At 72.4% G+C, this 23,618-nt stretch carries 21 protein-coding genes; 11 read left to right on the forward strand and 10 right to left on the reverse strand.

Going from position 1 to position 23,618, the window contains the following annotated elements; all coding sequences use genetic code 11:
* Window positions 1-32 precede the first annotated feature (32 nt).
* Window positions 33-1,262: an amidohydrolase family protein gene (locus tag OHS59_RS19960; protein ID WP_328494770.1), complete on the reverse strand. Its 1,230-nt coding sequence runs from the start codon at window positions 1,260-1,262 to the stop codon at window positions 33-35.
* 224 nt (window positions 1,263-1,486) lie between these two features.
* Between OHS59_RS19960 and OHS59_RS19965 the strand changes: the two genes are divergently transcribed.
* The 4 genes from OHS59_RS19965 (at window position 1,487) to OHS59_RS19980 (ending at window position 5,758) form a co-directional block, all read left to right on the forward strand.
* Window positions 1,487-4,444 (forward strand): AfsR/SARP family transcriptional regulator, encoded by a 2,958-nt coding sequence (locus OHS59_RS19965; RefSeq protein WP_328494771.1) that lies wholly within the window; start codon window positions 1,487-1,489, stop codon window positions 4,442-4,444.
* A 213-nt stretch (window positions 4,445-4,657) separates the two neighbouring features.
* Window positions 4,658-4,903, forward strand: coding sequence for a hypothetical protein (locus OHS59_RS19970; protein ID WP_328494772.1), 246 nt, complete (start codon window positions 4,658-4,660; stop codon window positions 4,901-4,903).
* 183 nt (window positions 4,904-5,086) lie between these two features.
* Window positions 5,087-5,245 (forward strand): hypothetical protein, encoded by a 159-nt coding sequence (locus OHS59_RS19975; RefSeq protein ID WP_328494773.1) that lies wholly within the window; start codon window positions 5,087-5,089, stop codon window positions 5,243-5,245.
* 153 nt (window positions 5,246-5,398) lie between these two features.
* A complete protein-coding gene (locus tag OHS59_RS19980; RefSeq protein WP_328494774.1) occupies window positions 5,399-5,758 on the forward strand; it encodes a DUF6247 family protein in 360 nt (119 codons plus the stop codon).
* 260 nt (window positions 5,759-6,018) lie between these two features.
* Here the strand turns inward: OHS59_RS19980 and OHS59_RS19985 are convergent, their stop codons facing one another.
* The 3 genes from OHS59_RS19985 to OHS59_RS19995 all read right to left on the reverse strand — a co-directional run bounded on the left by OHS59_RS19985 (window position 6,019) and on the right by OHS59_RS19995 (window position 9,345).
* Entirely contained in the window at window positions 6,019-7,212 is a 1,194-nt protein-coding gene (locus OHS59_RS19985; RefSeq protein ID WP_328494775.1) for a serine hydrolase domain-containing protein, read from the reverse strand.
* Window positions 7,213-7,411: 199 nt separating this feature from the next.
* Window positions 7,412-8,071 (reverse strand): response regulator transcription factor, encoded by a 660-nt coding sequence (locus OHS59_RS19990; protein WP_328494776.1) that lies wholly within the window; start codon window positions 8,069-8,071, stop codon window positions 7,412-7,414.
* Window positions 8,059-9,345, reverse strand: a complete 1,287-nt coding sequence (locus OHS59_RS19995; RefSeq protein WP_328494777.1) for a sensor histidine kinase — start codon at window positions 9,343-9,345, stop codon at window positions 8,059-8,061. The genes OHS59_RS19990 and OHS59_RS19995 overlap by 13 nt, the downstream gene beginning before the upstream one ends.
* Window positions 9,346-9,569: 224 nt before the next feature.
* Here OHS59_RS19995 and OHS59_RS20000 point away from each other — a divergent pair, with 224 nt between their 5' ends.
* From OHS59_RS20000 to OHS59_RS20010, 3 genes are read left to right on the forward strand one after another with little or no spacing between them, the layout of a single operon-like run.
* Window positions 9,570-9,827 (forward strand): hypothetical protein, encoded by a 258-nt coding sequence (locus tag OHS59_RS20000; RefSeq protein ID WP_328494778.1) that lies wholly within the window; start codon window positions 9,570-9,572, stop codon window positions 9,825-9,827.
* The gene (locus OHS59_RS20005) at window positions 9,824-10,588 is read left to right on the forward strand and encodes an ABC transporter ATP-binding protein (protein WP_443061470.1); all 765 of its coding nucleotides are present in this window, start codon (window positions 9,824-9,826) and stop codon (window positions 10,586-10,588) included. The genes OHS59_RS20000 and OHS59_RS20005 overlap by 4 nt, the downstream gene beginning before the upstream one ends.
* Window positions 10,589-10,592: 4 nt before the next feature.
* Window positions 10,593-13,166: an FtsX-like permease family protein gene (locus OHS59_RS20010; RefSeq protein ID WP_328494779.1), complete on the forward strand. Its 2,574-nt coding sequence runs from the start codon at window positions 10,593-10,595 to the stop codon at window positions 13,164-13,166.
* A gap of 25 nt (window positions 13,167-13,191) precedes the next feature.
* On the opposite strand, the gene OHS59_RS20015 is transcribed toward OHS59_RS20010, so the two are convergent.
* The 4 genes from OHS59_RS20015 to OHS59_RS20030 form a co-directional block, all read right to left on the reverse strand.
* Entirely contained in the window at window positions 13,192-13,332 is a 141-nt protein-coding gene (locus OHS59_RS20015; RefSeq protein ID WP_328499588.1) for a hypothetical protein, read from the reverse strand.
* Between the two features lie 59 nt (window positions 13,333-13,391).
* Window positions 13,392-14,489 carry a Gfo/Idh/MocA family protein gene (locus tag OHS59_RS20020; protein ID WP_328494780.1) on the reverse strand — a complete coding sequence of 366 codons (1,098 nt, stop codon included), beginning with the start codon at window positions 14,487-14,489 and terminating at the stop codon, window positions 13,392-13,394.
* The gene (locus OHS59_RS20025; protein WP_328494781.1) at window positions 14,482-14,898 is read right to left on the reverse strand and encodes an ester cyclase; all 417 of its coding nucleotides are present in this window, start codon (window positions 14,896-14,898) and stop codon (window positions 14,482-14,484) included. Before OHS59_RS20025 ends, OHS59_RS20020 begins: the two co-directional genes overlap by 8 nt.
* Window positions 14,899-15,099: 201 nt before the next feature.
* Window positions 15,100-15,705, reverse strand: coding sequence for a TetR/AcrR family transcriptional regulator (locus tag OHS59_RS20030; RefSeq protein WP_328494782.1), 606 nt, complete (start codon window positions 15,703-15,705; stop codon window positions 15,100-15,102).
* A 148-nt stretch (window positions 15,706-15,853) separates the two neighbouring features.
* Between OHS59_RS20030 and OHS59_RS20035 the strand changes: the two genes are divergently transcribed.
* Window positions 15,854-16,825, forward strand: coding sequence for an aldo/keto reductase (locus tag OHS59_RS20035; protein WP_328494783.1), 972 nt, complete (start codon window positions 15,854-15,856; stop codon window positions 16,823-16,825).
* 68 nt (window positions 16,826-16,893) lie between these two features.
* On the opposite strand, the gene OHS59_RS20040 is transcribed toward OHS59_RS20035, so the two are convergent.
* Window positions 16,894-18,534 (reverse strand): fatty acid--CoA ligase family protein, encoded by a 1,641-nt coding sequence (locus OHS59_RS20040; RefSeq protein ID WP_328494784.1) that lies wholly within the window; start codon window positions 18,532-18,534, stop codon window positions 16,894-16,896.
* Between the two features lie 115 nt (window positions 18,535-18,649).
* Here OHS59_RS20040 and OHS59_RS20045 point away from each other — a divergent pair, with 115 nt between their 5' ends.
* Genes OHS59_RS20045 through OHS59_RS20055 form a run of 3 tightly spaced genes read left to right on the forward strand, consistent with a single transcriptional unit; the run spans window position 18,650 to window position 21,067 of the window.
* The gene (locus tag OHS59_RS20045; protein WP_328494785.1) at window positions 18,650-19,813 is read left to right on the forward strand and encodes a lipid-transfer protein; all 1,164 of its coding nucleotides are present in this window, start codon (window positions 18,650-18,652) and stop codon (window positions 19,811-19,813) included.
* 52 nt (window positions 19,814-19,865) lie between these two features.
* A complete protein-coding gene (locus OHS59_RS20050; protein ID WP_328494786.1) occupies window positions 19,866-20,300 on the forward strand; it encodes a Zn-ribbon domain-containing OB-fold protein in 435 nt (144 codons plus the stop codon).
* Entirely contained in the window at window positions 20,297-21,067 is a 771-nt protein-coding gene (locus OHS59_RS20055) for an enoyl-CoA hydratase/isomerase family protein (RefSeq protein WP_328494787.1), read from the forward strand. The genes OHS59_RS20050 and OHS59_RS20055 overlap by 4 nt, the downstream gene beginning before the upstream one ends.
* Before the next feature lie 165 nt (window positions 21,068-21,232).
* On the opposite strand, the gene OHS59_RS20060 is transcribed toward OHS59_RS20055, so the two are convergent.
* A complete protein-coding gene (locus OHS59_RS20060) occupies window positions 21,233-23,614 on the reverse strand; it encodes a serine/threonine-protein kinase (RefSeq protein ID WP_328494788.1) in 2,382 nt (793 codons plus the stop codon).
* Window positions 23,615-23,618: the final 4 nt, after the last annotated feature.

Below are 23,618 nucleotides of genomic sequence, written 5' to 3' on the forward strand. Positions count from 1 at the left end.
ACAGCCGCCTCCTCAGCGGTGACCGGGGCGCCTCACTCCTGCTTCGCCGACGCCCACAGGCCGTCCTCCGTCAGCCCCAGCAGCTCGATCGCGTTGCGGCGGACGATCCGGTCGACGACGTCCGCGTCCAGGTGGCCCATCTGGGCCTCGCCGACCTGCCGCGACTCGGGCCAGGTGGAGTCGGAGTGGGGATAGTCGGTCTCGTACAGGACGTTCCCGACCCCGATGGCGTCCAGGTTCTTCAGCCCGAAGGCGTCGTCGAAGAAGCAGCCGAAGACGTGCTCGGTGAAGAGTTCGGAGGGCGGACGGTGGACCTTGTCGGCGACGCCGCCCCAGGCGCGGTTCTCCTCCCACACCACGTCGGCGCGTTCGAGGATGTAGGGGATCCAGCCGATCTGGCCCTCCGCGTACATGACCTTCAGGTTCGGGAAGCGCTCGAACTTGCCGCTCATCAGCCAGTCGACCATCGAGAAGCAGCAGTTGGCGAAGGTGATGGTGGAGCCGACGGCGGGCGGCGCGTCCGCCGAGGTGGAGGGCATCCGGCTGCTCGACCCGATGTGCATGGCGATGACCGTGCCGGTCTCGTCGCAGGCGGCGAGGAACGGATCCCATTCGTCCGTATGAACGGAGGGCAGTCCGAGGTGCGGAGGTATCTCGGAGAAGGCGACGGCCCGCACTCCGCGGGAGGCGTTGCGCCGCACCTCCCGGGCAGCGAGCTCCGGGTCCCACAGAGGGATGAGCGTGAGCGGTATCAGCCGGCCCCGGGCCTCGGGCCCGCACCACTCGTCGACCATCCAGTCGTTGTAGGCCCGCACCGAGAGGAGCCCCAGTTCACGGTCCGCGGCCTCGGTGAACGTCTGGCCGCAGAAGCGGGGGAAGGTCGGGAAGCAGAGGGCGGACTGGACGTGGTTGACGTCCATGTCGGCGAGGCGCTGCGGGACGTCGAACGAGCCCGGGCGCATCTGCTCGTACGTGATGATCTCCAGCTTGATCTCGTCCCTGTCGTATCCGACGGCGGTGTCGAGGCGGGTGAGCGGGCGGTGAAGGTCCTCGTAGACCCACCAGTCGCCGATCGGCCCGTCGTCGCCGGGACTGCCCATGACGGGAGCGAACTTCCCGCCCAGGAAGGTCATTTCCTTCAGGGGGGCGCGCACGACGCGCGGTCCCTGGTCCTGATACTTCGACGGGAGCCGGTCCCGCCAGACGTTGGGGGGCTCCACCGTGTGGTCGTCCACCGAGATGATCTTCGGGAAGGTCTCCATGCGTTGTACGGTAGCGCTGATCTGACGGTGCGTCAGCTAGTGGAGAGCGATCTCCGGAATGCGCGGACCGAGCCGTGGGGTTGCGAGGAGGGGGTGTGGGCCCTGTGAGGGCTTGCGTGAATCTGGCATGGCGGCCTGTGATCGGTGTCTCCCACGGCTGACGCATCCGCCATGAACAAGGCAAACTGGCCTGGTTGTCATGACGGTTCGGCAGGGGGACAGCGATGGACGGTGTACCGCGGGTACCGGAGCAGTGGAGTCCCGAGGAATCGGTGGCCCTGCGCTTCAGCGTGCTCGGCCCGGTGCGCGCCTGGCGCGGGGCACAGGCGCTGCCCACGGGCTCCCCTCAACAACGCGCCCTGCTGGCCGCCCTGTTGATCCGTGAGGGCCGGACGGCCACGGCAGGCGAGCTGATCGACGCCCTGTGGGGCGACGATCCACCCTCCCAGGCGCTGGCGGCCGTACGCACGTACGCCTCCCGGCTGCGCAAGATCCTCTCCCCCGGCGTCCTGGTCAGCGAGTCCGGCGGCTACGCGATCCGGCTCACCGACGCCTCCGGCGGGGGCGGCACCCTGGACCTCGCCCTGGCGCAGGAGCTGGCGGCCGACGCGGAGAAGGCGAAGAACGGCGGCGACCTCTGCCACGCGCGCGCCCTGCTGAACAAGGCGCTGAACCTGTGGGACGGGGAAGAGCTGGCGAGCGTTCCGGGCCCGTACGCGGAAGCCCAGCGCGCCCGGCTGCAGGAGTGGAAGCTCCAGCTCACCGAGACACGCCTGGACATGGACCTCGAACAGGGCTGCCACGCCGAGGCCGTCTCGGAACTCACCGCGCTCACCGCGGCGCACCCCCTGCGGGAGCGGCTGCGCGAACTGCTGATGCTGGCGCTGTACCGCTCGGGCCGGCAGGCGGAGGCCCTCGCCGCGTACGCGGACACCCGACGGCTGCTCGCGGACGAACTGGGCGTCGACCCCAGCCCGGACCTCCAGGAACTCCAGCAGCGCATCCTGCAGGCCGACCCCGGCCTCGCCGAACCCTCGGCGCCGCTGGTCACCGAGACCGCGGCCACCCCGGTACGCCCGGCCCAACTCCCCGCGACCGTCCCGGACTTCACCGGCCGCACATCCTTCGTGTCCGAACTGTGCGACGTCCTCGCGACCGCCGAGGGCCGCGTGATGGCGGTGTCCGCGCTGGCGGGCATCGGCGGCGTGGGCAAGACCACACTGGCCGTCCACGTCGCGCACCAGGCCCGCGGGGCCTTCCCCGACGGACAGCTGTACGTGGACCTGCAGGGCGCGGGCTCGCGGGCCGCCGCGCCTGAGGCGGTACTGGGCGCCTTCCTGCGCGCGCTCGGCACCGCGGACTCGGCCATTCCGGACTCCCTGGAGGAGCGGGCGGCCCTGTACCGCTCGGTGCTGGACGGCCGCCGGGTCCTGGTGCTCCTCGACAACGCCCGGGACGCGGCCCAGGTCCGGCCCCTGCTGCCCGGCACCGAGGGCTGCGCCGCGCTGGTGACCTCCCGGGTCCGGATGGTCGACCTGGCCGGCGCGCACCTGGTCGACCTCGACGTGATGTCGCCGGAGGAGGCGCTCCAGCTCTTCACGAAGATCGTCGGTACGGAACGGGTGGAGTCGGAGCGTCAGTCGGCGCTGGACGTCGTGGCGGCCTGCGGCTTCCTGCCGCTGGCCATCCGCATCGCCGCCTCCCGGCTGGCCGCCCGGCGCACCTGGACCGTCTCGGTCCTGGCGGCGAAGCTCGCGGACGAGCGGCGCCGCCTGGACGAGCTCCAGGCCGGCGACCTGGCCGTGAAGGCCACCTTCGAGCTGGGCTACGGGCAGCTGGAGTCGGCCCAGGCCCGCGCCTTCCGGCTGCTGGGTCTCGCGGACGGCCCGGACATGTCCCTGGCGGCGGCCGCCGCGGTCCTCGACCTGCCCGTCGAGGAGACCGAGGAACTGCTTGAGTCCCTCGTCGACACCTCGCTGCTGGAGTCGGCCGCGCCCGGCCGCTACCGCTACCACGACCTGGTCCGGCTCTACGCGCGTGCCTGCGCCGAGCGGGACGAGCAGCCACCGGGCGAGCGGGCCGCCGCGATGTCGCGCCTGCTCGACTTCTACCTGGCCACCGCCGCGGGCGTCTACGCGATCGAGCGGCCCGGCGACCGGCTGGTGGACCACCTGGAGACCACGGAGTACCCGGGGCTGACCTTCTCGGGAGGCAGCGCCGCCCTCGACTGGCTCTACACGGAGGCCGCGCCCCTGCTGGCCTGCGTACGGCAGTCGGCGGGTACGGATCTGCTGCGGCGGGCGGTGGACCTGCTGTGGGCCGCCAGGGACCTCGCCGAGTCGGGAGCCAACTCCCATCAGTACGAGACGACCGCCAGGGCGATGTGCGACGCCACACGGGCCGCCGGGGACGCCCACGCGGAGGGCAGAGCGCGGACCACGCTGACCCACCCGCTGCTGGTGTCAGGGCGGATCCAGCAGGCGGCCGAGCAGGCCCAGCTCGCCCTGGAACTGGCCGCCTCCGCCCAGGACGCCATGGCCATGAGCTGGGCGGCCAACGACCGCGGGCTCACGCTCATGCACCAGGACCAGTTCGCCAGCGGCAAGCCGTACTTCGAGCGGGCGATAGAGGGATACGCCGCGATCGGCAACAAGCCGCTCGAAGCGCTCAGCCTGTGCAACCTCTCGCGCGCGCACCTGGGAATGGGAAACATCCCCATGTCGGTGGAGATCGCGCAGCGCGCCCTCTCGGCGTACCTGGAGATCGGCAAGACCCTGCGTCTCGCCAACGGCTACTTCACCCTGGGCATCGCCCTGGCCAGGGCGGGCCGGCACACCGAGTCGCTCAGCCAGCTCTCCGACGCCCTGTCCGTCTTCGGCAGCCACCGGCAGCGGCTCTGGGAGGGGACCACCAACTTCCGCATGGCCGAGGTGCATCTGGACGCCCGGCGGCCCGCCCAGGCCGCCCAGCACGCCGAGCAGGCACTCGCGCTCGGCTGTATCGGGGGCGACCGGATGCAGGGCGTCGTGCTGACGCTGCTCGGCCGGGCACTCACCATGCTGGGGCAGGTGGACCGGGCCAGGGCCTGCTGGCGCGAGGCGCTCAACCTGCTGGAGCAGAACGGCGGCTCCGCACAGGCCGAGGAGGTCCGGGCACTGCTCACACCTGCCACGGCCGCGTAGCCGCCAGGCCCGTGACCATGCTGTTGCGGACGTTCAGCATTCGTTTATCTCCGCGCGGCACTCTCATATCTGTCACACCGTCGCGTCGGGGGGCAGACGGTCTGACCAGGAGCCAAACCGGCTGATGTGCGGCTCCGAACGCCCGTCCAGCGGCCCTCGGGGGAGTCTCTGGGCGGGCGTTCCTCACTCGTCAACACAACGGAGGACCAGCACATGAGCGACCGGACGAAGGACACGAACCCCACCGCGACGACGCAGGACAACGGGATGCCCACGCCGCCGGCGAAGGACCCGGTGGCCACTCCGCTCGACAACGGGATGCCCACGCCTCCCGCCGAGGACCCGGTCGTCACCCCGCTCGACAACGGGATGCCCACTCCTCCCGCCGAGAGCGACATCCGGACACTGGACAACGGCATGCCCGCCCCGCCCGCCCTGGGCCTCGACGGCGGCAAGTAGACCAATCTCCCGACGGGGATCGGCCGCGGTGGCGCGGAGGGGGAGCCACCGCGGCCGAAGTCTGTCCGGGGCAGGATCCGGCCGATCGGCGGCGCGAACCGTTTCGATGCGGCGGGACGTAACACCCGAACACCGGACCGGCGTTCTTCGGCGTCGGCGGTTCCCTCTCACCCAGGAGTCGGTATGACCCGCGCACAGAGGTTCCTCACCACGCTCACCCTGATACTCGGCGTCGGCGCCGTGGCCGCGAGCCCGGCACTGGCCGACAACTCCATGCCCGTGCCCGCGCCGGACGACACCGCGACCGTGACCGTGACCGTACCGGCCGTCCCGGCGCCCTGACGGACCGCCACCACGGCAGGGCCGAGTCCGCGGCATCCACCCGGCTCGGCCCTTCGTCGTGCCCGGCGGGCGTCCGCGGTACGGCCGGAAGTCGCCGCCGGTGTGCTCAGCCCCTCGCGGGGACCGCCCGCACGCCGTACTCTGCGCAGCACGATGACAGCACAGCCCATCGAGCCCGGCAGACCTCTCGTTCCGCGGCCGGAACGGACACCCGGCGCCCTTCGCGCGGCCGTCCTCCGTGTTGCCCCGCATCGGCTGGCCGAGCTGGAGCGGGAGACCGACGGGGCCATCGCGGTCGCCGCGCGCACCGGGAGTCTCGGGCCGATCATCCAGCTTCTCGACAACTGGGCCGTCACCGTGGAGATCGCGCGGTTTCCGTCCACGGCGGCGCGGCTTCGCAAGGCCGAGCACACGGTGGGGGCCGTGGGGCGGGGGGCTCCCGCTCGGCGGGGAGCTCGGGACGAGATCCACGCGCTTCGGGCGGCGGCGCGGGAGTCGCTCAGCCGGGGCTGAGCGGTTGCGTGTCCACGGGGCGGGGTTGTCGCGGCCCGGGGCGCCGCCTCGCGGCCCTTCCAGGCTTGGCCGGGTGGGATGTGCGGGTCCGCTCGCGCAGTTCCCCGCGCCCCTCAAGAGCCGGGGCCGGATCGCATATGCGGGGCCGTTGTCGCTGGACTCGCGCAGTTCCCCGCGCCCCTCAAGAGCCGGGGCCAGATCGCATGTGCGGGCCGTTGTCGCTGGACTCGCGCAGTTCCCCGCGCCCCTTGTGTGGCTTGTTATGCGCAGAGTTCGTTGTCGATCAGGGTGTTCTGGGACTGTTGGGTGGAGGAGTCCGAGGAGCCGTCGCCTGTCGCGTTCAGGACCACCGTTCGGCGGCCGTCGGCGGTGACGCCGTCTCGGGTGGTGTAGCCGGGGATGTCGCCGCCGTGGCTGTAGTAGGAGCCGCCGCAGGTCAGCGGGATCTCCATCAGGCCGAGGCCGTAGCGGGCGCCGGCCCACCCGGGGTCCAGCTCCGGGGCCCGTACGGTCGTCTTCATCGCCGTCAGTTCCGCCGGGCGCAGCAGCCGGCCGCCGAGGAGCGCCTGGTAGAAGCGGGTCAGATCGGCCGTCGTACTGATCATGGCGCCCGCCGCACCGGCCGCCGAGGGGTTGAACTCGGTGACGTCGATCGGGTCCCCCGCCTCCCCGAAGCCGGAGTAGCCGTGCAGGTGGCGCCCGGGCATCCGGGAGTCCGTCGTCGGGGCGAGGGTGTGGCGCAGGCCCAGCGGGCGGATGACGCGCGCGGTGACCTCCTGCTGCCAGGTGCGCCCGGTGACCTTCTCGATGATCATTCCGGCGAGGGTGTAGTTGGTGTTGGAGTAGCTCCACCCGTCGCCGGGCGCGAAGTTCGGGGCGTGCTTCATCGCGATGCCGACCAGCTGCTCGGGTGTCCAGGTGGTGTAGCGGCCGGCCTCGTAGGCGGCCTTGCCGGTGAGCACGGGGAAGTCCCCCGTGTAGTCGAACAGTCCGCTGGTGTGCTGGAGCAGCTGCCGTACGGTGATCGCGCCGCCGTCGTTGCCGTGGCCGGAGACGGTTCCGGGCAGCCAGTGCTCCACGGTGTCGTCCAGCGACAGGCGTCCCTCGCCGACGAGTTGCAGCACCACCGTGGCGACGAACGTCTTGCTGGCGCTGGCGATCCGGAATCCGTCACCGGCGCGCGCGGCCTCGCCCGTGACCGTGTCGGCGACCCCGCCGGTGGCGGTGCGGGAGCCCCGCGGTCCCGTCGACCGGGCGACCACTCCCACCGTCCCGGTCTTCATGATCGCGTCCACGTCCGCCTGCAGCCTGCTGTGCGATGTGCCGTGCGCGGGCTTGACCGCGGGTTCGAGCGCGGACCCGGTCGCGCCCGCGGCGGGCAGGGTGAGGCCGATACCGGCCAGCGCGGTCACCAGTGTCGTGGCCAGCACTCGGGAGGTGGTCTTGGTCTTCATGGGTCGCGGGCTCCTCGCCTGTCGGTCGGGCGGTCGTTGCGGTGTGACGACCACGCTAGGAACTCCGGCTGTGCGTCACGATCAAGCAGGCAGGTCGATCGGAAGGGGGGCTTCCACCCCCACGCGGGTGGTGCCTGCTGTACCGGACCGGCCCCGACCTCGTACAACATGGCTGCGATCAGGGCCTGGTGACGGTACGTCAGTTGCGGCGGCGGGCGTCGTCGAGGTAGCGCAGGACCGCCGCGACCCGCCGGTCCACCTGGTCGGCGGGTGACAGGTCGAGCTTGGCGAAGATGCTGCGGATGTGCTTGTGGACGGCGCCCTCGGTGACGACGAGGCGTTCGGCGATGGCGCCGTTGCCGAGCCCCTCGGCCATCAGCCCCAGCACATCGCGCTCGCGCGGACTGAGCCTCTCCAGGCGGGTGTCCTGGCGGCTGCGGGTGAACAGCTGCGCGACGACCTCAGGGTCGATGGCCGTGCCGCCGGCCGCCACCCGGTTGAGCGCGTCCAGGAACTCCTCGACGCGCCCGACCCGCTCCTTGAGCAGATAGCCGAGCCCGGTCACCCCGCCGACGAGCAACTCCGTGGCGAAGGACTGCTCGACGTACGCGGAGAGCACGAGGACCGCCAGATCGGGCCTGCGCCGCCGGGCCTCGACGGCGGCGACGATCCCCTCGTCGGTGTGCGTCGGCGGCATCCGTACGTCGAGGATGGCGACGTCCGGCTTGTGGGTGTCGATGGCCTCCAGGATGCCGTCGCCGGTGCCGGCCGTTCCCACCACGTCGAGGCCCTCGGCGCGCAGCAGGAGGGCGAGCCCCTCCCGCAGCAGCGCGTCGTCCTCGGCGATCACAATCCGCATGGCAGTTCCACCTTGAGAGTCGTCGGGCCGCCGGGCGGGCTGGCCAGTTCGAGGGTGCCGTCGTGGGCGGCGATCCGGTTGCGGATGCCGGTGAGCCCGGAGCCGCCCGTCTCGTCGGCGCCGCCCCGGCCGTCGTCGGTGATGTCCAGCAGCAGCCGGCCGCCACGGCTGCGGACCGTGACTCCCGCCTGCCGCGCGCCGCTGTGCTTGGCGATGTTCGTGAGTGTCTCGGCGACCACGAAGTAGGCGGTCGCCTCCACGGACGCGGCGCACCGCCCGGGTGCCTCCACGTCGATCCGGCAGGGCACCGGGCAGCTCGCGGCGAGTCCGGTGAGCGCTCCGGCGAGTCCCCGGTCGGCCAGTACGGGCGGCAGGATGCCCCGGGCCACCGAGCGCAGCTCGGACAGGGCCTGCTCGGCGGCGCTCTGGGCCCGTTCGAGGAGTTCGTCGGCGCCCGCCGGGTCACGGGCCACCATGCGGCGCGCGGCGCCGAGGAGCACGGTGACGGTGACGAGCCGGTTCTGGGTGCCGTCGTGCAACGAGCGCTCGATACGGCGCAGTTCGGTGGCGTGGGCGTCCAGGGCGGCGGCCCGGGTGGCGGTGAGTTCCGCGACGCGCAGGGACAGGTCGGTGTCGGGCCCGGCCGCGAGGAGGGCGCGTCCCGGCCCGGCCTGGAGCCGCGCCATGCCGGGGCTGAGACCGAGGATGATGGCGGTCCAGCCGAGCCCCAGCAGGGCGGCGGCGGTCGCGTCCGCCCAGGTCTGCGCGACCCCTATCCCCAGGGACGTACTGGTCGCACCCTCCGGCAGCAGCCGCCAGTACAGCGGGAAGAGCGCGTCGCGCAGGGCCAGCAGCGGCAGCAGCAGACCACCGAGGCCGAGCAGCAGTCCGAGCGAGGCGTGCCGGGCCAGCCAGCGCAGTTCGCGGCGCGTGGTCGGGTCGACGACGGCGGGCCGCAGCCGGGTCGGCGCGGGGTCCGGGCCGATGACCTCGGGTCCCCAACGGCCGAGCCGGTCGCGTTCGCGTCCGGCGAGCGAGTGCAGGGCACGCAGGACGAGCGGTGCCATCAGCAGTCCGACGCCCACCAGGGACGTCACGGCGGTCACGGCCGCCCAGAGCAGCACGAGCAGCGCCATCAGCGCGGTACCGAGTCCGCCGACGAGCTGTTCCAGAGCGGCGACGGCCGCACCGGCAGCCCGGACCACGGCGGCCCGGATCCCGGGCCTGCCCCCGCCACCCTCGTCCGGTACGTCGTGCCGGTTCGAGGTCGGCATCCGCCCCTCCTCTCCCGTTACCCGCTCGCCAAGATCCCTGTGCGGGCGACCGGTTCACGGCCGTGGCAGGAGCGTAGAGGTACAGCCTGCTGTACCCCCACTCGGGCTGCTGGCGGGCTCGGCCGGGCAGGGCCCTGATCCGTAACTTCGAAGCACGACAGCGAGACCCGCGGCGAGGACCGCGCAGGGTCCGAAGAGCTCGAAGACTCCGAAGAGGGACAGCGATGACGACGACGGACCCCTACCGCCTCGAAGACCTCACCGAGAGCACGGACCCGGCGGGGCAGGACGCCGGCCGGGAGGCCATCACCTGGGACCGCTTCGTGCGTGGCGTGCTGTGGCTGGTGCTGGTCGTCAGCACCGTCGGCAACATGGCGGCCTCGTACAGCGCCGCGTCCACCCAGGTCCACCTGGTCTGCGGCGCGGTCACCGGGCTCAGCGCGTCGGTGCTCGTCGTGCGTCACCTGCGGGGCCGGCGATGAGCGGGGTCCTCGCGGGAGCCGGCCACCCGATGGCGGCGCCGACCGCTCCGGCCATCACGCTGGCGAACGTCAGCAAGACGTACGCGGGAGGCGTCCGCGCCCTCGACGACGTGTCGCTGACCGTGGAGCACGGCACGTTCCTCGCCGTGATGGGGCCCTCCGGGTCCGGCAAGAGCACGCTGATGCACTGCGCCGCCGGCCTCGACTCCCCCACCTCGGGAAGCATCCGCATCGGCGAGCGCGAGATCGGCGGGCTCAACGAGACCCGCCGCACCGAACTGCGCCGCGAGCACATCGGTTTCGTGTTCCAGTCCTACAACCTGGTCCCCGCCCTCAGCATCGCCGACAACATCACGCTGCCCCTGCGCCTCGCGGGACGGGCCCCGGACCGCGAGTGGCTGCGGACGCTGGTGGACCGGGTCGGCCTCGGCGACCGGCTGTCGCACCGGCCCGCCGAGCTGTCCGGCGGCCAGCAGCAACGGGCCGCGATCGTACGGGCGCTGGTGGCCAAGCCCGCCGTCGTGTTCGCCGACGAACCGACCGGCGCGCTGGATCTGCGCAGCGCCCACGAGGTGCTCGGCCTGCTGCGTGAACTCGTCGACGAACTGCGCCAGACGGTGGTGATGGTCACCCACGACCCGGCCGCCGCCGCCCAGGCGCACCACGCGCTGGTGATGGCCGACGGCCGGGTGGTCGAACGCCTGTACCGGCCCACCGCCCCCGAACTGGCCGACCGTCTCGTCAAGCTGGGAGAGGTCTAGAACCATGCTGCATCTCGCGGTCCGTATGGCAGGACACCGGATCACCGCCCTGCTGGCGGTGGCGTGCGCGGTACTCGGCGGCGCTGCACTGATCACCGGCACGGGCATCCTGGCCGAGTCGGGTCTGCGCTCCCAGCTGCCCGCCGGCCGGCTCGCCGGAGCCGACGTCGTGGTCTCCACCGACCAGAGCTTCCATCCGCCGGGCGACCTGCCGATCGCGCTCCCGGAGCGCGGCACGGTCCCGGCCGGGCTGGTCGACCGGCTCGCGGAACTGCCCGGCGTGAGCGCCGCGGTCGGCGACGTCGGTTTCCCCGCCGCGGTGATCGACGCCGACGGCCGGGTCGTACCGGTCGAGGAACCGCAGGCGGCCGGTCACGGCTGGTCCTCGACGAAGCTGCTCGCGGACCCGAAGGTCGACGGCGACAAGCCGTCCGGGACCGGCGAGGTGGCGCTGGACAGGGCGACCGCCGAGGCCGCGGGTGTCCGGGTCGGCGACCGGGTCGAGGTCGTCGCGGCCGGCCGGTCCGCCACCGCGTACCGCGTCACGGCCGTGGTCGACGCCCCGGGCGCCGGTCTCCTGTTCGCCGATCCGACGGCCCTGCGGCTGTCCGGGCGCGACACGGGAGAGCGTGCCGGGACCGTGGACCTGGTCGGCCTGCGCACCGAGCCCGGCGCCGAGAAGTCGGTGGCCGACGCGGCCCGCGAGACCATCAGGAAGGCAGGCACGACCACCTCCGGCAAGGCGGGCGCCGACCTGATCGCCTCCACCGGCTCCGAACGCGGGGACATCGCCTCCCCCGGCGCGGGCGCGGCCCGTTCGCTGCTGATCCTGCTCGCCGGTTCGCTCTCCGGGATCATCATGATGATCATCGGGTTCGTGCTGGCGAGCGCCCTGGCCGTGTCGATCGGCGGCCAGCGCCGCGACCTGGCCCTGATGCGGGCCGTCGGCGCCACCCCGAAGCAGATCAGGCGACTCGCGGCCACCCAGGCCTCGGTCATCGCCGCCGTGGCGGTCGTACCCGGCGTGGGCCTCGGCTATCTGCTGGCCGGGCAGTTCCGGCGGCTGCTCGTCGACCGCGAGGTCATCCCGGACGCCCTGCCGCTCACCTACAGCCCGCTGCCCGCGCTCGCCGCCGTCCTCCTCCTGGGCCTCGCCGTCCAGGTGTCGGCCCGGAGCGCCGCGTGGCGCACCTCGCGCATGCCGGCCACCGAGGCGGTCGCGGAGTCGCGCAGCGAACCCCGTACCCCGTCGAAGATCCGGGCGCGCGCCGGGCTGCTGCTGATCGTCGCCGCCATGAGCCTCTCGGCGGTGCCGCTGCTGAGCCGTACGGTCCTCGGCGCGGCGGCCACCTCCATGGCCGGCATCATCGGCGCGATCGGGCTGGCCCTGGCGGGCCCTGCCCTGGTCAAGGGCGTCGGTGACACGGCGGCCCGGCGGCTGCGGCCCGGGGTCTCGGCCCCGACCTGGCTCGCGGTGGCGAACGTCCGCGGGTACGCCCTGCGGCTCTCGGGGGTCGTCAGCGCCCTCGCCATGGCGGTGGTGTTCGTCCTGACCTACACCCTGGCCCAGACGACCGTCATGAGCGCCACCGCGCAGGACACCCGCACCGGCACCCTCGCCCAGCAGCGGCTGACCGCGCCGGGACTCGGCGGCGTGCCCGCCGGCACCCTGGCCGCCGTCGAGAAGACCGACGGCGTACGGGCGGCGGCCCCGGCCGGCAGCACGACGGTCGTGTGGGAGTACGAGATGTTCGGCGAACCGGAGGTCGAGTCGAGCTCGGCGATGATCCTCACTCCGGCCGCGCCGGACGTCCTGGACCTCGGGGTACGGGACGGCAGCCTGGCCCGGCTCACCGGTGACACGGTCGCCGTGGACAGCGAGGTGGCCCGCTCCCGCGACGCCGGTGTCGGCAAGCGGATCGACCTGGTCCTCGGGGACGGCAGCACGGTCAGGCCCGAGGTCGTCGCCGTCTACGACCGCGGCCTCGGCTTCGGCCCGGTCGCCGTCTCCCACGACCTCGCAGAAGGCCACACCACGGCCGGCCTCGACCAGAGCATTCTCGTACGCACCGACGGCACCGCCGCCGCCGAGCGCGGCCTCACCGCGCTCGCCGCGTCCCGCCCCGGGCTGGCCGTGGAGTCCACCGACACCGGAGGCGGCGACAGCCTGAGCGACGCGCCGGCGACGGTCTGGATCAACCTGGCCACCATCATCGTGCTCCTCGGCTACCTCCTCCTCAGCATCGCCAACAAGCTGGTCGCCACGACCGCCCAGCGGCGCCACGAGATCGCCACGCTCCGCCTCAACGGCACGACCCCGCGCCAGATCCTCGCGATGATGCGCCGCGAGGCCGCGGTGATCGGGATCGGCGCCCTCGTCACCGGACTGCTGCTGTCCGCGATCCCCCTCGCACTGCTCGGCATCGGCTTCCTGGACCGGCCCTGGCCCGCCGGCCCGCTGTGGCTGCTCCCGGCCGTCGCGCTGACCGTGATCTGCACGGCCTTCGTCACGGTCGAACTCCCCACCCGGCAGGCGCTGCGCACGGCACCGGCCCACGCGCTGTCGGCCCGCGAATAGCGCGAATGACGGGGATGGCGGGCGGTCATGACCAGGGAACTCCGTCGACGCGCAGGGCGTCCGACAGGCACTCGGCGAGCCGAAGCCCGGCGAAGCGGACCTCGGTGTACGGCGAGGCCGGGTCGTCCAGCAGGCGACGGGCGAGGGCGAGCACGCCGGCACACATGGCAGGGGCCGATGTGGCGAAGTGATGTCGGACGGTGTCGCAATCGCCTGGCCGCGCGGCTAAGGATGGAGGGCTTTTCGTCGGCCCGTGGCGGCGGACCGTACGATCGCGTCAAGGAGCCGGTGGCGCTTGACTGCGTGGGTGAAGTCCGGGGCGACAGCCGTTCCGTGGATGAGGTCGTCCCGAATCGCGGCGTAGGCGTGCGCCAGAGTGTGGATCGCTGTTCCGGTCAGGCCGGGATGGTCGTCGTAGCCACTGGGCAGCGTGACCTTCCTAGGCCGACCGCCGCCGCGTGTGCCACGCACCGTGACCGGACCGATGTGCGGGAACTCTGCGCCGGTGATCTCAAGTCTCCCCTCCGTGCCGTCGATGGTCAGGGAGAACCCTGCGCCTGATGCCGCGCCTCCACGGTGGTGGACGGACAGGATCGCCCCGCCCGCCACGGTGCCCGAGATCGCGATCTGGTCCTCGGCGGTCATCGGAACGACCTGCCCGGTGAGTCCGAGGGGAACCTGGCGGCGCCGGGTCGCGGTCGTGGCGACCACTTCCTGAAGCTCGCCGACGACCATCGACACCAGGTCGATCGCGTGTCCGAACGCGATGGTCAGCATCGTGGCCCCGAGCTTGCGGTCGAGCGTGTGGACCATGTCCGGAGACACCGGAGTGCCCCATTCGGTCGAAGACGCCACGACGGTGGCGGAGAGCACTTCCCCCACGAATCCTTCGGACACGAGGTCGGCCAGCCAGCGGAAGGTGGGCGAGGAGCGTCCCTGAAGACCGACGAAGGTGCGCGTCGTCCCGGCGGCACGCTCCATCTCCTCGGCCTCGCGCAGGTCGGCGGCGAGCGGCCACTCGGAGAGCACCGGCACTCCCGCCTTCAGCACGGACAACACGAGTTCGCGATGCTGGGGCACTTTGACGGCGACAACGACGAGGTCGACGTTCTCGTCGCCGGCGAGCTGCTCGACCGACGTGTACGCGGGTACGCCGTACGCCGCTCCCGCGGCCTGGGCCGAGGCTTCGGAGCTCGCCGCCAGCGCGCGAAGCTCGATCCCGTCGACGGCGCTCAGCGCGGGCAGATGGGCCCCGGCCGCCCAGCCTCCCGCGGCGCTCAGGCCGACGATGCCGACGCCGATCGGCTTACGGGCCTCAGGCACCGAGCTGCCGCCTCAGGGTCTCGGCGTCGTGCAGGGCCGTCATGTGCACGAACCGCCCGTCACGGACCTGATAGATGGCGTACTCGACGATCTCGAACGAGGCGCCGGTAGGAGCCACGCCGAGCCACTCCTTGGCGGGCGTGCCCGTGTTGGTCAGACGGGCGGCCAGGCGATCACCATCGACCGCGATCTCCCGGGGCTCCCAGTGGAAGTCCGGGACCGCGTCGATGTCGCTGTTCAGCACAGCGACGACCTGGTCCCGAGTGCCCCGCTCGCCGTTCAGGGTGGTCTCGTCGTTGATGAACTCGTCCATGCGGGAGATCTCGTGGGCGTTGAGCGCCCCGATGTAGCGCAGGTAGAACTCGCGCAGGTCGGTGTCGGTGTCGGTGTCGGTGTCGGTGTCGGACATGATCTCCTTCTTCGGCCCCCGGAGCGGAGGTCATGCGCGGTGTTTCGCGACGGCCCTCGACGGCGTCGTCGCGGTGATCGTCGGCAGGGGAGGAACCACTGTCCGATACTTCTGTCCCGAACGGTACCGAAGTTTTGCCGCACCGTCACGGCCCCCATGCGCGGAGAACGCCTCACCAGGGCGAGCCAAGGGGTGCAGCCGCTATGCAGGCCAGCCGAGCAGCGCCGTGTCGACGATCTCATCGAGCTCGGCGGGACCGAGGCCGTTGGCGGCCTGCACCGCGATGCCGAAACCGATCGTCATGACGAACCGGGCAAGACGCCGAGGCTCGGCACCGCGCGGAAGATCACCCTCGTCGACGGCGCGCCGGAAGCGCTCCTCAAGGTGGGCCCCGGCGTCGTTGCGCCAGTCGACGAGCAGGTCGTGGACAACCCGGCTCTCGTCGCTCGACGCCAGCGCACCCTGCACGGCCAGGCACCCGGAGGGGCCGCCGGGAGGGGTCGTGGTGCGGACCGCTCCGCGGAGGAACGCCAGGGCCACAGCCCGTGCGGTGGGCTCCTCCAGGGCGCGCGCGACATAGGCGGCCGGCCCCGCGCCGTAGCGCTGGAGGGCCTTGCGGAACAACTGCTCCTTGTTGCCGAAGGCCGCATACACGCTCGTCTTGGTGATCCCCATGGCGCCGGTCAGTTCAGCGAGGCTTGCGCCCTCGTACCCTCGCGCCCAGAACACCCGCATCGCCCGTTCCAGCGCCTGGTCGATGTCGAATCCCCGAGGCCGACCCATGACGGCCCCACGTGAGTCACCCATGCCACAAGCGTACCCCTCGGTACAGATCTGCGCTGACCAGCAGTTTCATCCTCCCCAGGCGGCGAAAGGAGTTCAGTACCGGACGGTCTTGATGTGTTATTGTTCCGCACCGACCGGTACTTAAGTAATGGGAAGGGAAGTCCGCGCCATGAAAATCACTTCGCTCGGCAGCCTCAAGGTCTCGCGCATCGGTCTCGGAGCCATGGGAATGTCGGCGTTCTACACCGGCGCCGGCCAGTTCGACGACGAGTCGATCCGCACGATCCACCGCGCTCTGGATCTCGGGGTCACCCATGTCGACACCGCCGAGGGGTACGGCCCCTTCATCAACGAGGAGCTGGTCGGCCGGGCCGTGCAGGGGCGCCGGGACGAGGTCGTGCTGGCCACCAAGTTCGGACTGCTCTCCCACACCGGCGGCACGGCTCCGGACAGCACCCCGGCCAACATCCGCCTGGCCGTGGAGGGATCACTGAAGCGCCTGGGTACCGACTACATCGACCTCTACTACCAGCACCGGGTGGACCCCGGCACGCCCATCGAAGAGACCGTCGGCGCGCTGGCCGAACTGGTGGCCGAAGGCAAGATCCGCCACATCGGCCTGTCCGAGGCCGGCCCCGACACGATCCGCCGCGCTCACGCCGTGCATCCGGTCACCGCGGTCCAGTCCGAATTCTCCCTGTGGACCCGCGACCCGGAGGCCGAGATCCTGCCCGTCCTGCGCGAACTGGGTATCGGCTTCGTGCCGTACTCCCCGCTCGGCCGTGGCTTCCTGACCGGCGACATCCGCTCCCTGAACGATCTTGACACCGACGACTGGCGCCGCACCAACCACCGCTTCGCCGACGGCAACCTGGAACGCAACCTGCGAATCGTCGACGAGGTCCGGGCCGTAGCCGCCGAGATCGACACCACGCCCGCACAGGTCGCCTTGGCCTGGCTGCTCGCCCAGGGTGACGACATCGCGCCCATCCCCGGCACCAAGCGAGTCGCCCGGCTGGAGGAGAACGCCGCCGCCGACCACATCGAGCTCACTGCCGGCCACGTCGCCCGCCTGAACGACCTGCCCCCGGCCTCCGGCGAGCGCTACGACGCGGACAGCATGGCCGCCATCGACCGCTGATCGAAGACGTACCACCACACACTCGCCTCGCCGGACCCGCCAACAGCGTCAAGAGCAGGCAGGGCCCCTCAACGGCGCCTCCGCAGCTCCCCCTTCACGACCTTCCCGCTCGCGTTCCGCGGCAGTTCACCCACGAACTCCACCGTCCTGGGCACCTTGTAGTTCGCCATCTCGCGGCGCGCCCAGGCGGTCAGGTCGTCGCCGGTGAGCGCCACGCCCGGCCGCCGGACGACATACGCCTTGCCGACCTCGCCGAGCCGGGCGTCCGGGACGCCGATCACCGCCACGTCCGCGACGTCCGGGTGCAGGCCCAGGAGCTGCTCTATCTCCGCCGGGTACGCGTTGAAGCCGCCGACGATGAACATGTCCTTGATGCGGTCGGTGATCCGGAGGTTGCCGGCCCCGTCCAGGACACCGATGTCGCCCGTGCGGAGCCAGCCGTCCGGGGTCATCGCCTCCGAGGTGGCGCGGGCGTCCTCGTAGTACCCGCGCATGATGTTGAAGCCGCGGACCAGGACCTCGCCCGGGGTGCCCGCGGGGACCGTCCCGCCCTCCGTGTCCACCACCCTCACCTCCGTGCCGGGGATCGCGCGGCCGGACGTGGACGCGATCACGCCAGGCTCGTCGCCGCGGCGGCACATCGAGACGATCCCGCTCGCCTCGGAGAGGCCGTAGGCGGTGAGGACCGTGCCCACACCCAGCTCCGCCCGCAGCCGCTCCACCAGGAGCAGCGGCACGACCGCCGCGCCCGTCACCACCAGGCGCAGGGCCGAGAGGTCGTACGCGTCACGGTTCGGGTGGTCCAGGAGGGACTGGTGGAGGGTGGGCGGGCCGGGGAGCACCGAGATGCGTTCCGAGGCGATGTTGGCCAGGACCGTGTCCACGTTGAAGACCGGCTGCGGGATCATCGTCGCGCCCCGCATCAGGCAGGCGATCACGCCCGCCTTGTAGCCGAAGGTGTGGAAGAAGGGGTTCACGATCAGATAGCGGTCGCCCTCGCGCAGACCGGCCAGTTCGCACCACACGTCGTACGCCCGCAGGGTCTGCGCGTGGCTGATCACGGCGCCCTTGGGGCGGCCCGTGGTGCCCGAGGTGAAGATGATGTCCGAGGGGGCCGACGGGTCGAGGGCCGAGGCCCGGGCCCGTACCTCGTCCTGCCCCACCCCGTCCCCGCTCGCCAGGAAGTCCTTCCAGGTGCGGAAGTCGGCGGGGGCGTCGTCGGACAGGACCACCACCTGTTCCAGATGCGGAAGACCCGGGAGGGGGCCCGAACCCGGGCCCGAACCCGGGCTCGAACCGGGGCCCGCATCGGCCGGCTCCTCGGCGCAGGCCCGCCGCAGCGACGCCACGTACGAGGTCCCCAGGAACGTGCCCGTCACGAACAGCAGCTTCGTCCGGCTCCGGGACAGGACGTACGCCGCCTCCGCCCCCTTGAAGCGGGTGTTCAGCGGGACGAGGACCGCGCCCGCCGAGACCGCGCCCAGAGCGGACACGATCCATTCCAGGGTGTTGGGCGCCCAGATGGCCACCCGGTCACCGGGTGCCACGCCGTTCGCGACGCAGGCCGCCGCCGCGCGTTCCACCCGGGCACCCAGCTCCGCGTACGTGACCCGGGTACGGCCCTCCACGACCGCCTCCACGTCCGCGTACCGCTCGGCCGCCGCTCGCACGAGCCCCGGGATCGTCTCCCACTCCAAGTCACCGCGCACAGCAGGCCTCCCCTCCACCGACCGATCGGCCATCGGCCGACTACCTGACTACCCGTCAGATTAGCTGTAGCCTGACGCCCTGTCAGCATTCGTGGACCGTCGTGGAGGTGTGCCCATGGCAGGCACCGGTGCAGCGGGACTCAAGGACGCCACCGCCGTCGTCGGGATCGGACAGACCCCCTTCGCCAAGCAACTCCCCGAGAGCGAGAAGGCGTTGGCCTGCCGGGCGATCCTCGCCGCCCTCGACGACGCGGGGATCTCCCCGGCCGAGGTCGACGCGCTCGCCTCTTACACCATGGAGGAGACCGACGAGGTCGAGGTCGCCAAGGCCGTCGGGTTCGGCGACCTCAGCTTCTTCAGCAAGGTCGGCTTCGGGGGCGGCGGTTCGTGCGCCACCGTCGCGCATCTGGCCGCCGCCGTGGCCACCGGACAGGCCACGGTCGGGGTCGCCTGGCGCTCACGCAAGCGGGGCAGCGGACCCCGTCCGTGGAAGAACACGGCCGTCCAGCTCCCCACCCCCGCGCAGTGGACCCGCCCCTTCGGCCTGCTGCGCCCCGCCGACGAGATAGCCATGCTCACCCGCCGCTATCTGCACGAGTTCGGGGCGAGCCGCGACCACCTCTTCAACGTCGCCCTCGCCTGCCGCAACCGGGCCAACCAGAACCCCTCCGCGATGATGTACGAGCGACCGCTGACCCGGGACATGTATATGACCTCCCGCTGGATCAGCGAGCCGCTCTGCCTCTTCGACAACTGCCTGGAGACGGACGGGGCGCTGGCCTGCGTGGTCGTCTCCGCCGAGCGGGCCCGCGACTGCCGGCGGCGGCCCGTGTACGTGCACTCGGCCGCCCAGGGCCTGCCCGCCCAGCACCACGGGATGGTCAACTACTGGAACGACGACCCGCTGACAGGACCCGCCTGGACGGCCGCGCGGCACCTGTGGAAACACGCCGACTTCACCCCGGAGGACGTCGACGTCGCCCAGATCTACGACGCGTTCACGCCCCTCATACCGCTCTCCCTGGAGGGCTACGGCTTCTGCGGCCGGGGCGAGGGCGGGGCGTTCACCGAGGGCGGCGCCCTGGAGATCGGCGGACGGCTTCCGCTGAACACGAGCGGCGGCGGCCTCTCGGAGGCGTACGTGCACGGCTTCAACCTCATCAACGAGGGCGTGAAGCAGCTCAGGGGAACCAGTACCGCGCAGGTTCCGGACGCCGCGACCTGCCTGGTCACGGCGGGCGAGGGGGTCCCGACCTCGGCGCTGCTCCTGAGGAACTGACCGGACCCCGAGCCCCGAACGACGAAGCCTCACAGGCATCCGAGGAGCCCACATGCTCACACCTGTCGTGGACGACGACGGCGCCCCGTTCTGGGAGTACACGGCCCGGGGCGAGCTGCGCGTCCAGGCCTGCGCCGAACCCGGCTGCGGGGAGCTGCGTTTCCCGCCCCGGCCCTGCTGCCCGCACTGCCACTCCTTCGACAGCGAGTGGCGCAGGATGAGCGGCAGGGGACGTATCTGGTCGTACGTCGTGCCGCATCCGCCTCTCCTGCCGGACTACGCGGCGCTGGCCCCGTACAACGTGGTCGTCGTCGAGCTGGCGGAGGCGCCCGGCATCCGGCTGGTGGGGAATCTCGTCACCGGGCCGGACGCGCCGATCGACTCCGTCGCCCGGGAGCGGATCCGGATCGGCGCGAGGGTGCAAGTGGTCTTCACGGACGGCGGGGACGGCACGCGGCTTCCCCGGTGGGTACTGGAGCGGCCGTGACCCTGCGCATCACCGCCGACAAGGACACCGGTGTCGCCGTCGTCACCCTCGACCGCCCGGCCCGCCTCAACGCCATCGACCTCGCCACGGCCGCCGAACTGACCTCCACCTGGGCCGAGTTCAGGTTCGACGACTCCGTACGGGCGATCGTCCTCACCGGGGCGGGCGAGCGGGCCTTCTCGACGGGGCTCGACCGGGACGCCGAGGTGCCGCAGCCCGGGTCGCCGTTCATGGTGGACGATCCGCTCGTCGCGATCGGCCCGAAGGCGGCCGGCCTGTGGAAGCCGGTGATCGCCGCCGTCAACGGGATGGCGTGCGGCGGGGCGTTCTATCTGATCGGCGAGTCCGACTTCGTGATCGCGGACGAGACGGCCACGTTCTTCGACCCGCACACGACGTACGGCATGGTCAACGCGTACGAGTCCGTCTACCTGGCCCAGCGGATGCCGTTCGGGGAGGTGGCCCGCATGGCCCTGATGGGGACGGCCGAACGCGTCTCCGCGCGGCGGGCGTACGAGGTGGGGCTGGTCTCGGAGGTGACGGCGCCGGGCGAGGCGGTGACGGCGGCGGTCCGCTGCGCGGCCGTCATCGCCTCCTACCCGCCCGCCGCGGTGCAGGGGACGGTCCGGGCCGTCTGGTCGGCCCAGGAAGCGACCCGAACGGCGGCCCTTTCCCAGGCGCCGCACCTGGTCTCGCTCGGGAACCTGCCACCGGAGGCACAGGCGGAGCTGTTCGGCACCCGCCGCACGGAGTTCCGGACCCGCTGAGCCGACCGGGACGGTTCGCGTAGGGGGCCCGCTTCCCGGGACCCGCTCCCGGGGGCTCACTCGTGCAGGGCGCCGATGTCCTCCGGACTGCGCGACCAGCCACGACGGGCCCGCACGCACCCACGGCCCCAAGCCCCCGCCCTCCGCCCGGGGGACCAGGCCCGTTCAGGAACGGGCCGTCCCCGTCCCCTTCTCCGCGTCCAACGCGTACACGCACCGATCCTTGCTGCACGCGTACACCACCCCGTCCTTCACGACCGGGGACCCGGTGATCTCACCGCCGGTGGCGAGCTTCCACCGCAGCCGGCCGTCGTCGGCCTTCAGGGTGTAGAGCAGGTGGTCCGTCGAGCCGAAGTGGATGCGCCCGTCGGCGACGGCCGGCGCCCCCACCAGGTCGCCGCCCGCCTGGAAGCGCCACTTCGGCGTACCGGTGACCGCGTCCAGCGTGTAGAGCCCCTTGCCGCTGCCCACGTGGACATGGCCGGCGGAGACGAGCACCGGGTCGATGGACGAGCGGGCCTCCGTGGCGATGCGCCAGCGGTCACGGCCGTCGGTGGCGTCGAGCGCGTACACCGTGCCGAGGTAGTCGGCGAGGTACACCCCGCCTCCCGTGACGGCCGGTCCCGGCGCGAAGGTGGGCGGGCTCAGGAACACCGCGGGCGCCTCGAAGTGCCAGCGCACATGCCCGCCGGCGATGTCGATGGCGAGGACGCGCGTCCCGGCCGACACGTACACGTATCCGTCGTCGGCCTGGGTGATCCGGACGGGCACCCCGCCGCAGGAGGCCGCGTCGCCGATCGGGTACGACCAGCGCTCCTCCCCCGTACGGGCCTCCAGGGCGCGCAGCCGGGCGTCCTTCCAGATATAGACCGTGCCGTCGTGGACGGCCGGACCGGCCTCGGGCGACTCGAAGTCGGTCTGGGCGCCGGTGATCTCCCAGAGTTTCTGCCCGTTGGCGGCCTCCCAGGCCTGTACGCCGCCGCCGCGGGTGCCGGTGACGACGGTGCCCCGGTCGGCCTTGAGGGAGTACACCCAGGCGTCGGTCGGCAGCCGCCACAGGTCGGTGCCCTCGCGGGCGTCCAGGGCGAAGAGGGTGGGGCCGTCGGAGGCGTGGACACGGCCTCCGGCGACCGCCATCGACCAGGCGACGTCCCGGGTCTTGAAGCGGCGCCGGCCGGTGGCCACGTCCAGGGCGTGCACCTCGAAGGAGGTGACGTAGACCAGGTCCCCGGCGACGGCGGGCGTCCCCCACACGTCGTTGGACATGCGGAAACGCCAGGCCCGCCAGGAGGAGCCGCCGTCGGGTCCGGCCGCGGGCGCGGGTACGGGGACGGGTCCGGCCGCCACGGGTTCGGCGCCGTTCACGCCGGGGCGCGAGCGGGACCAGGAGGCCGCGAGTCCGGCCTCCGGGGGCGGCGCCTTCACGGCGGCCGCGCGGGCGTCGGCGACGCGCGGGCCGGGCCCGATCGGCACCTGGGCACCGGCGAGGCGCACCGGCCCGACGTCGGGTGCGCCGCCGGGCCGGCCGACGCCCGCGCCGACCGGTACGGCCGGCAGGGGCGGTGGCATCGGCGGGTCGTGCGGCGGCGGGGGCGGCACCACGGCCACCCCGCGCCCGCCGCTGCGGCCGGACGGGGGCTTCGGGGCCGGCCGGCCGCCGCGTCGCGTCTCTATCAGGCTGACGGCCCGCTCGGGCAGCCACGCGGACGCGGTACCGCTGTCGTCGGAGCCGGAGCCGAAGAGGTGGGGTGCCAGCTGGGCCTGGAGGTCGGCCGGGTTGGGGCGGGCCGTCGCGTCCATCTGCATGCAGGACTCGATCAGCGGGCGCAGCTCGGCCGGGAGACCTTCGAGGTCCGGGCCCTCCCGGAGCAGCATGAAGACGGTCTCGACGGGGTTCGCGCCGTGGAAGGGCGCGTGTCCGGTGGCGGCGAAGACGAGCATCGAGCCGAGCGAGAAGACATCGCTCGCGCCGGTCACGCTGCGGGAGTCCTTGGCCTGCTCGGGTGACATGTACGCGGGGGTGCCGACGGCGACGTTCGTCATGGTCAGCCGCGTGTTCGAGACACCGGAGGCGATACCGAAGTCGATGACGCGCGGCCCGTCCTCGACGACGAGGACGTTCGAGGGCTTCAGGTCGCGGTGGACGAGACCGGCGCCGTGGATGGACTGCAGCGCCTCGGCGACGCCCGCGGCGAGCCAGCGGACCGCCTGGGCCGGCATCGGCCCGCACTCGGTCACTATTTCTTCGAGGGAGGGCGCGGGCACGTAGGCGGTGGCCAGCCAGGGCACGGCCGCGCGCGCGTCGGCGTCGACGACGGCCGCCGTGTAGAAGCCGGAGACGGCGCGGGCCGCCTCCACCTCGCGCGAGAAGCGGACGCGGAACAGCTGGTCCTCGGCGAGCTCGGTCCTGACCGTCTTGATCGCCACCCGCCGGCCCGAGGCCGAGCGTGCGAGATAGACCAGCCCCATGCCGCCGGCGCCCAGCCGTCCCAGCACCTCGAACGGCCCGATCCGCCGCGGATCGTGCTGTGTCAGCTGATCCACCACTTGC

This window comes from Streptomyces sp. NBC_00414, assembly GCF_036038375.1.
Taxonomy (GTDB): domain Bacteria; phylum Actinomycetota; class Actinomycetes; order Streptomycetales; family Streptomycetaceae; genus Streptomyces.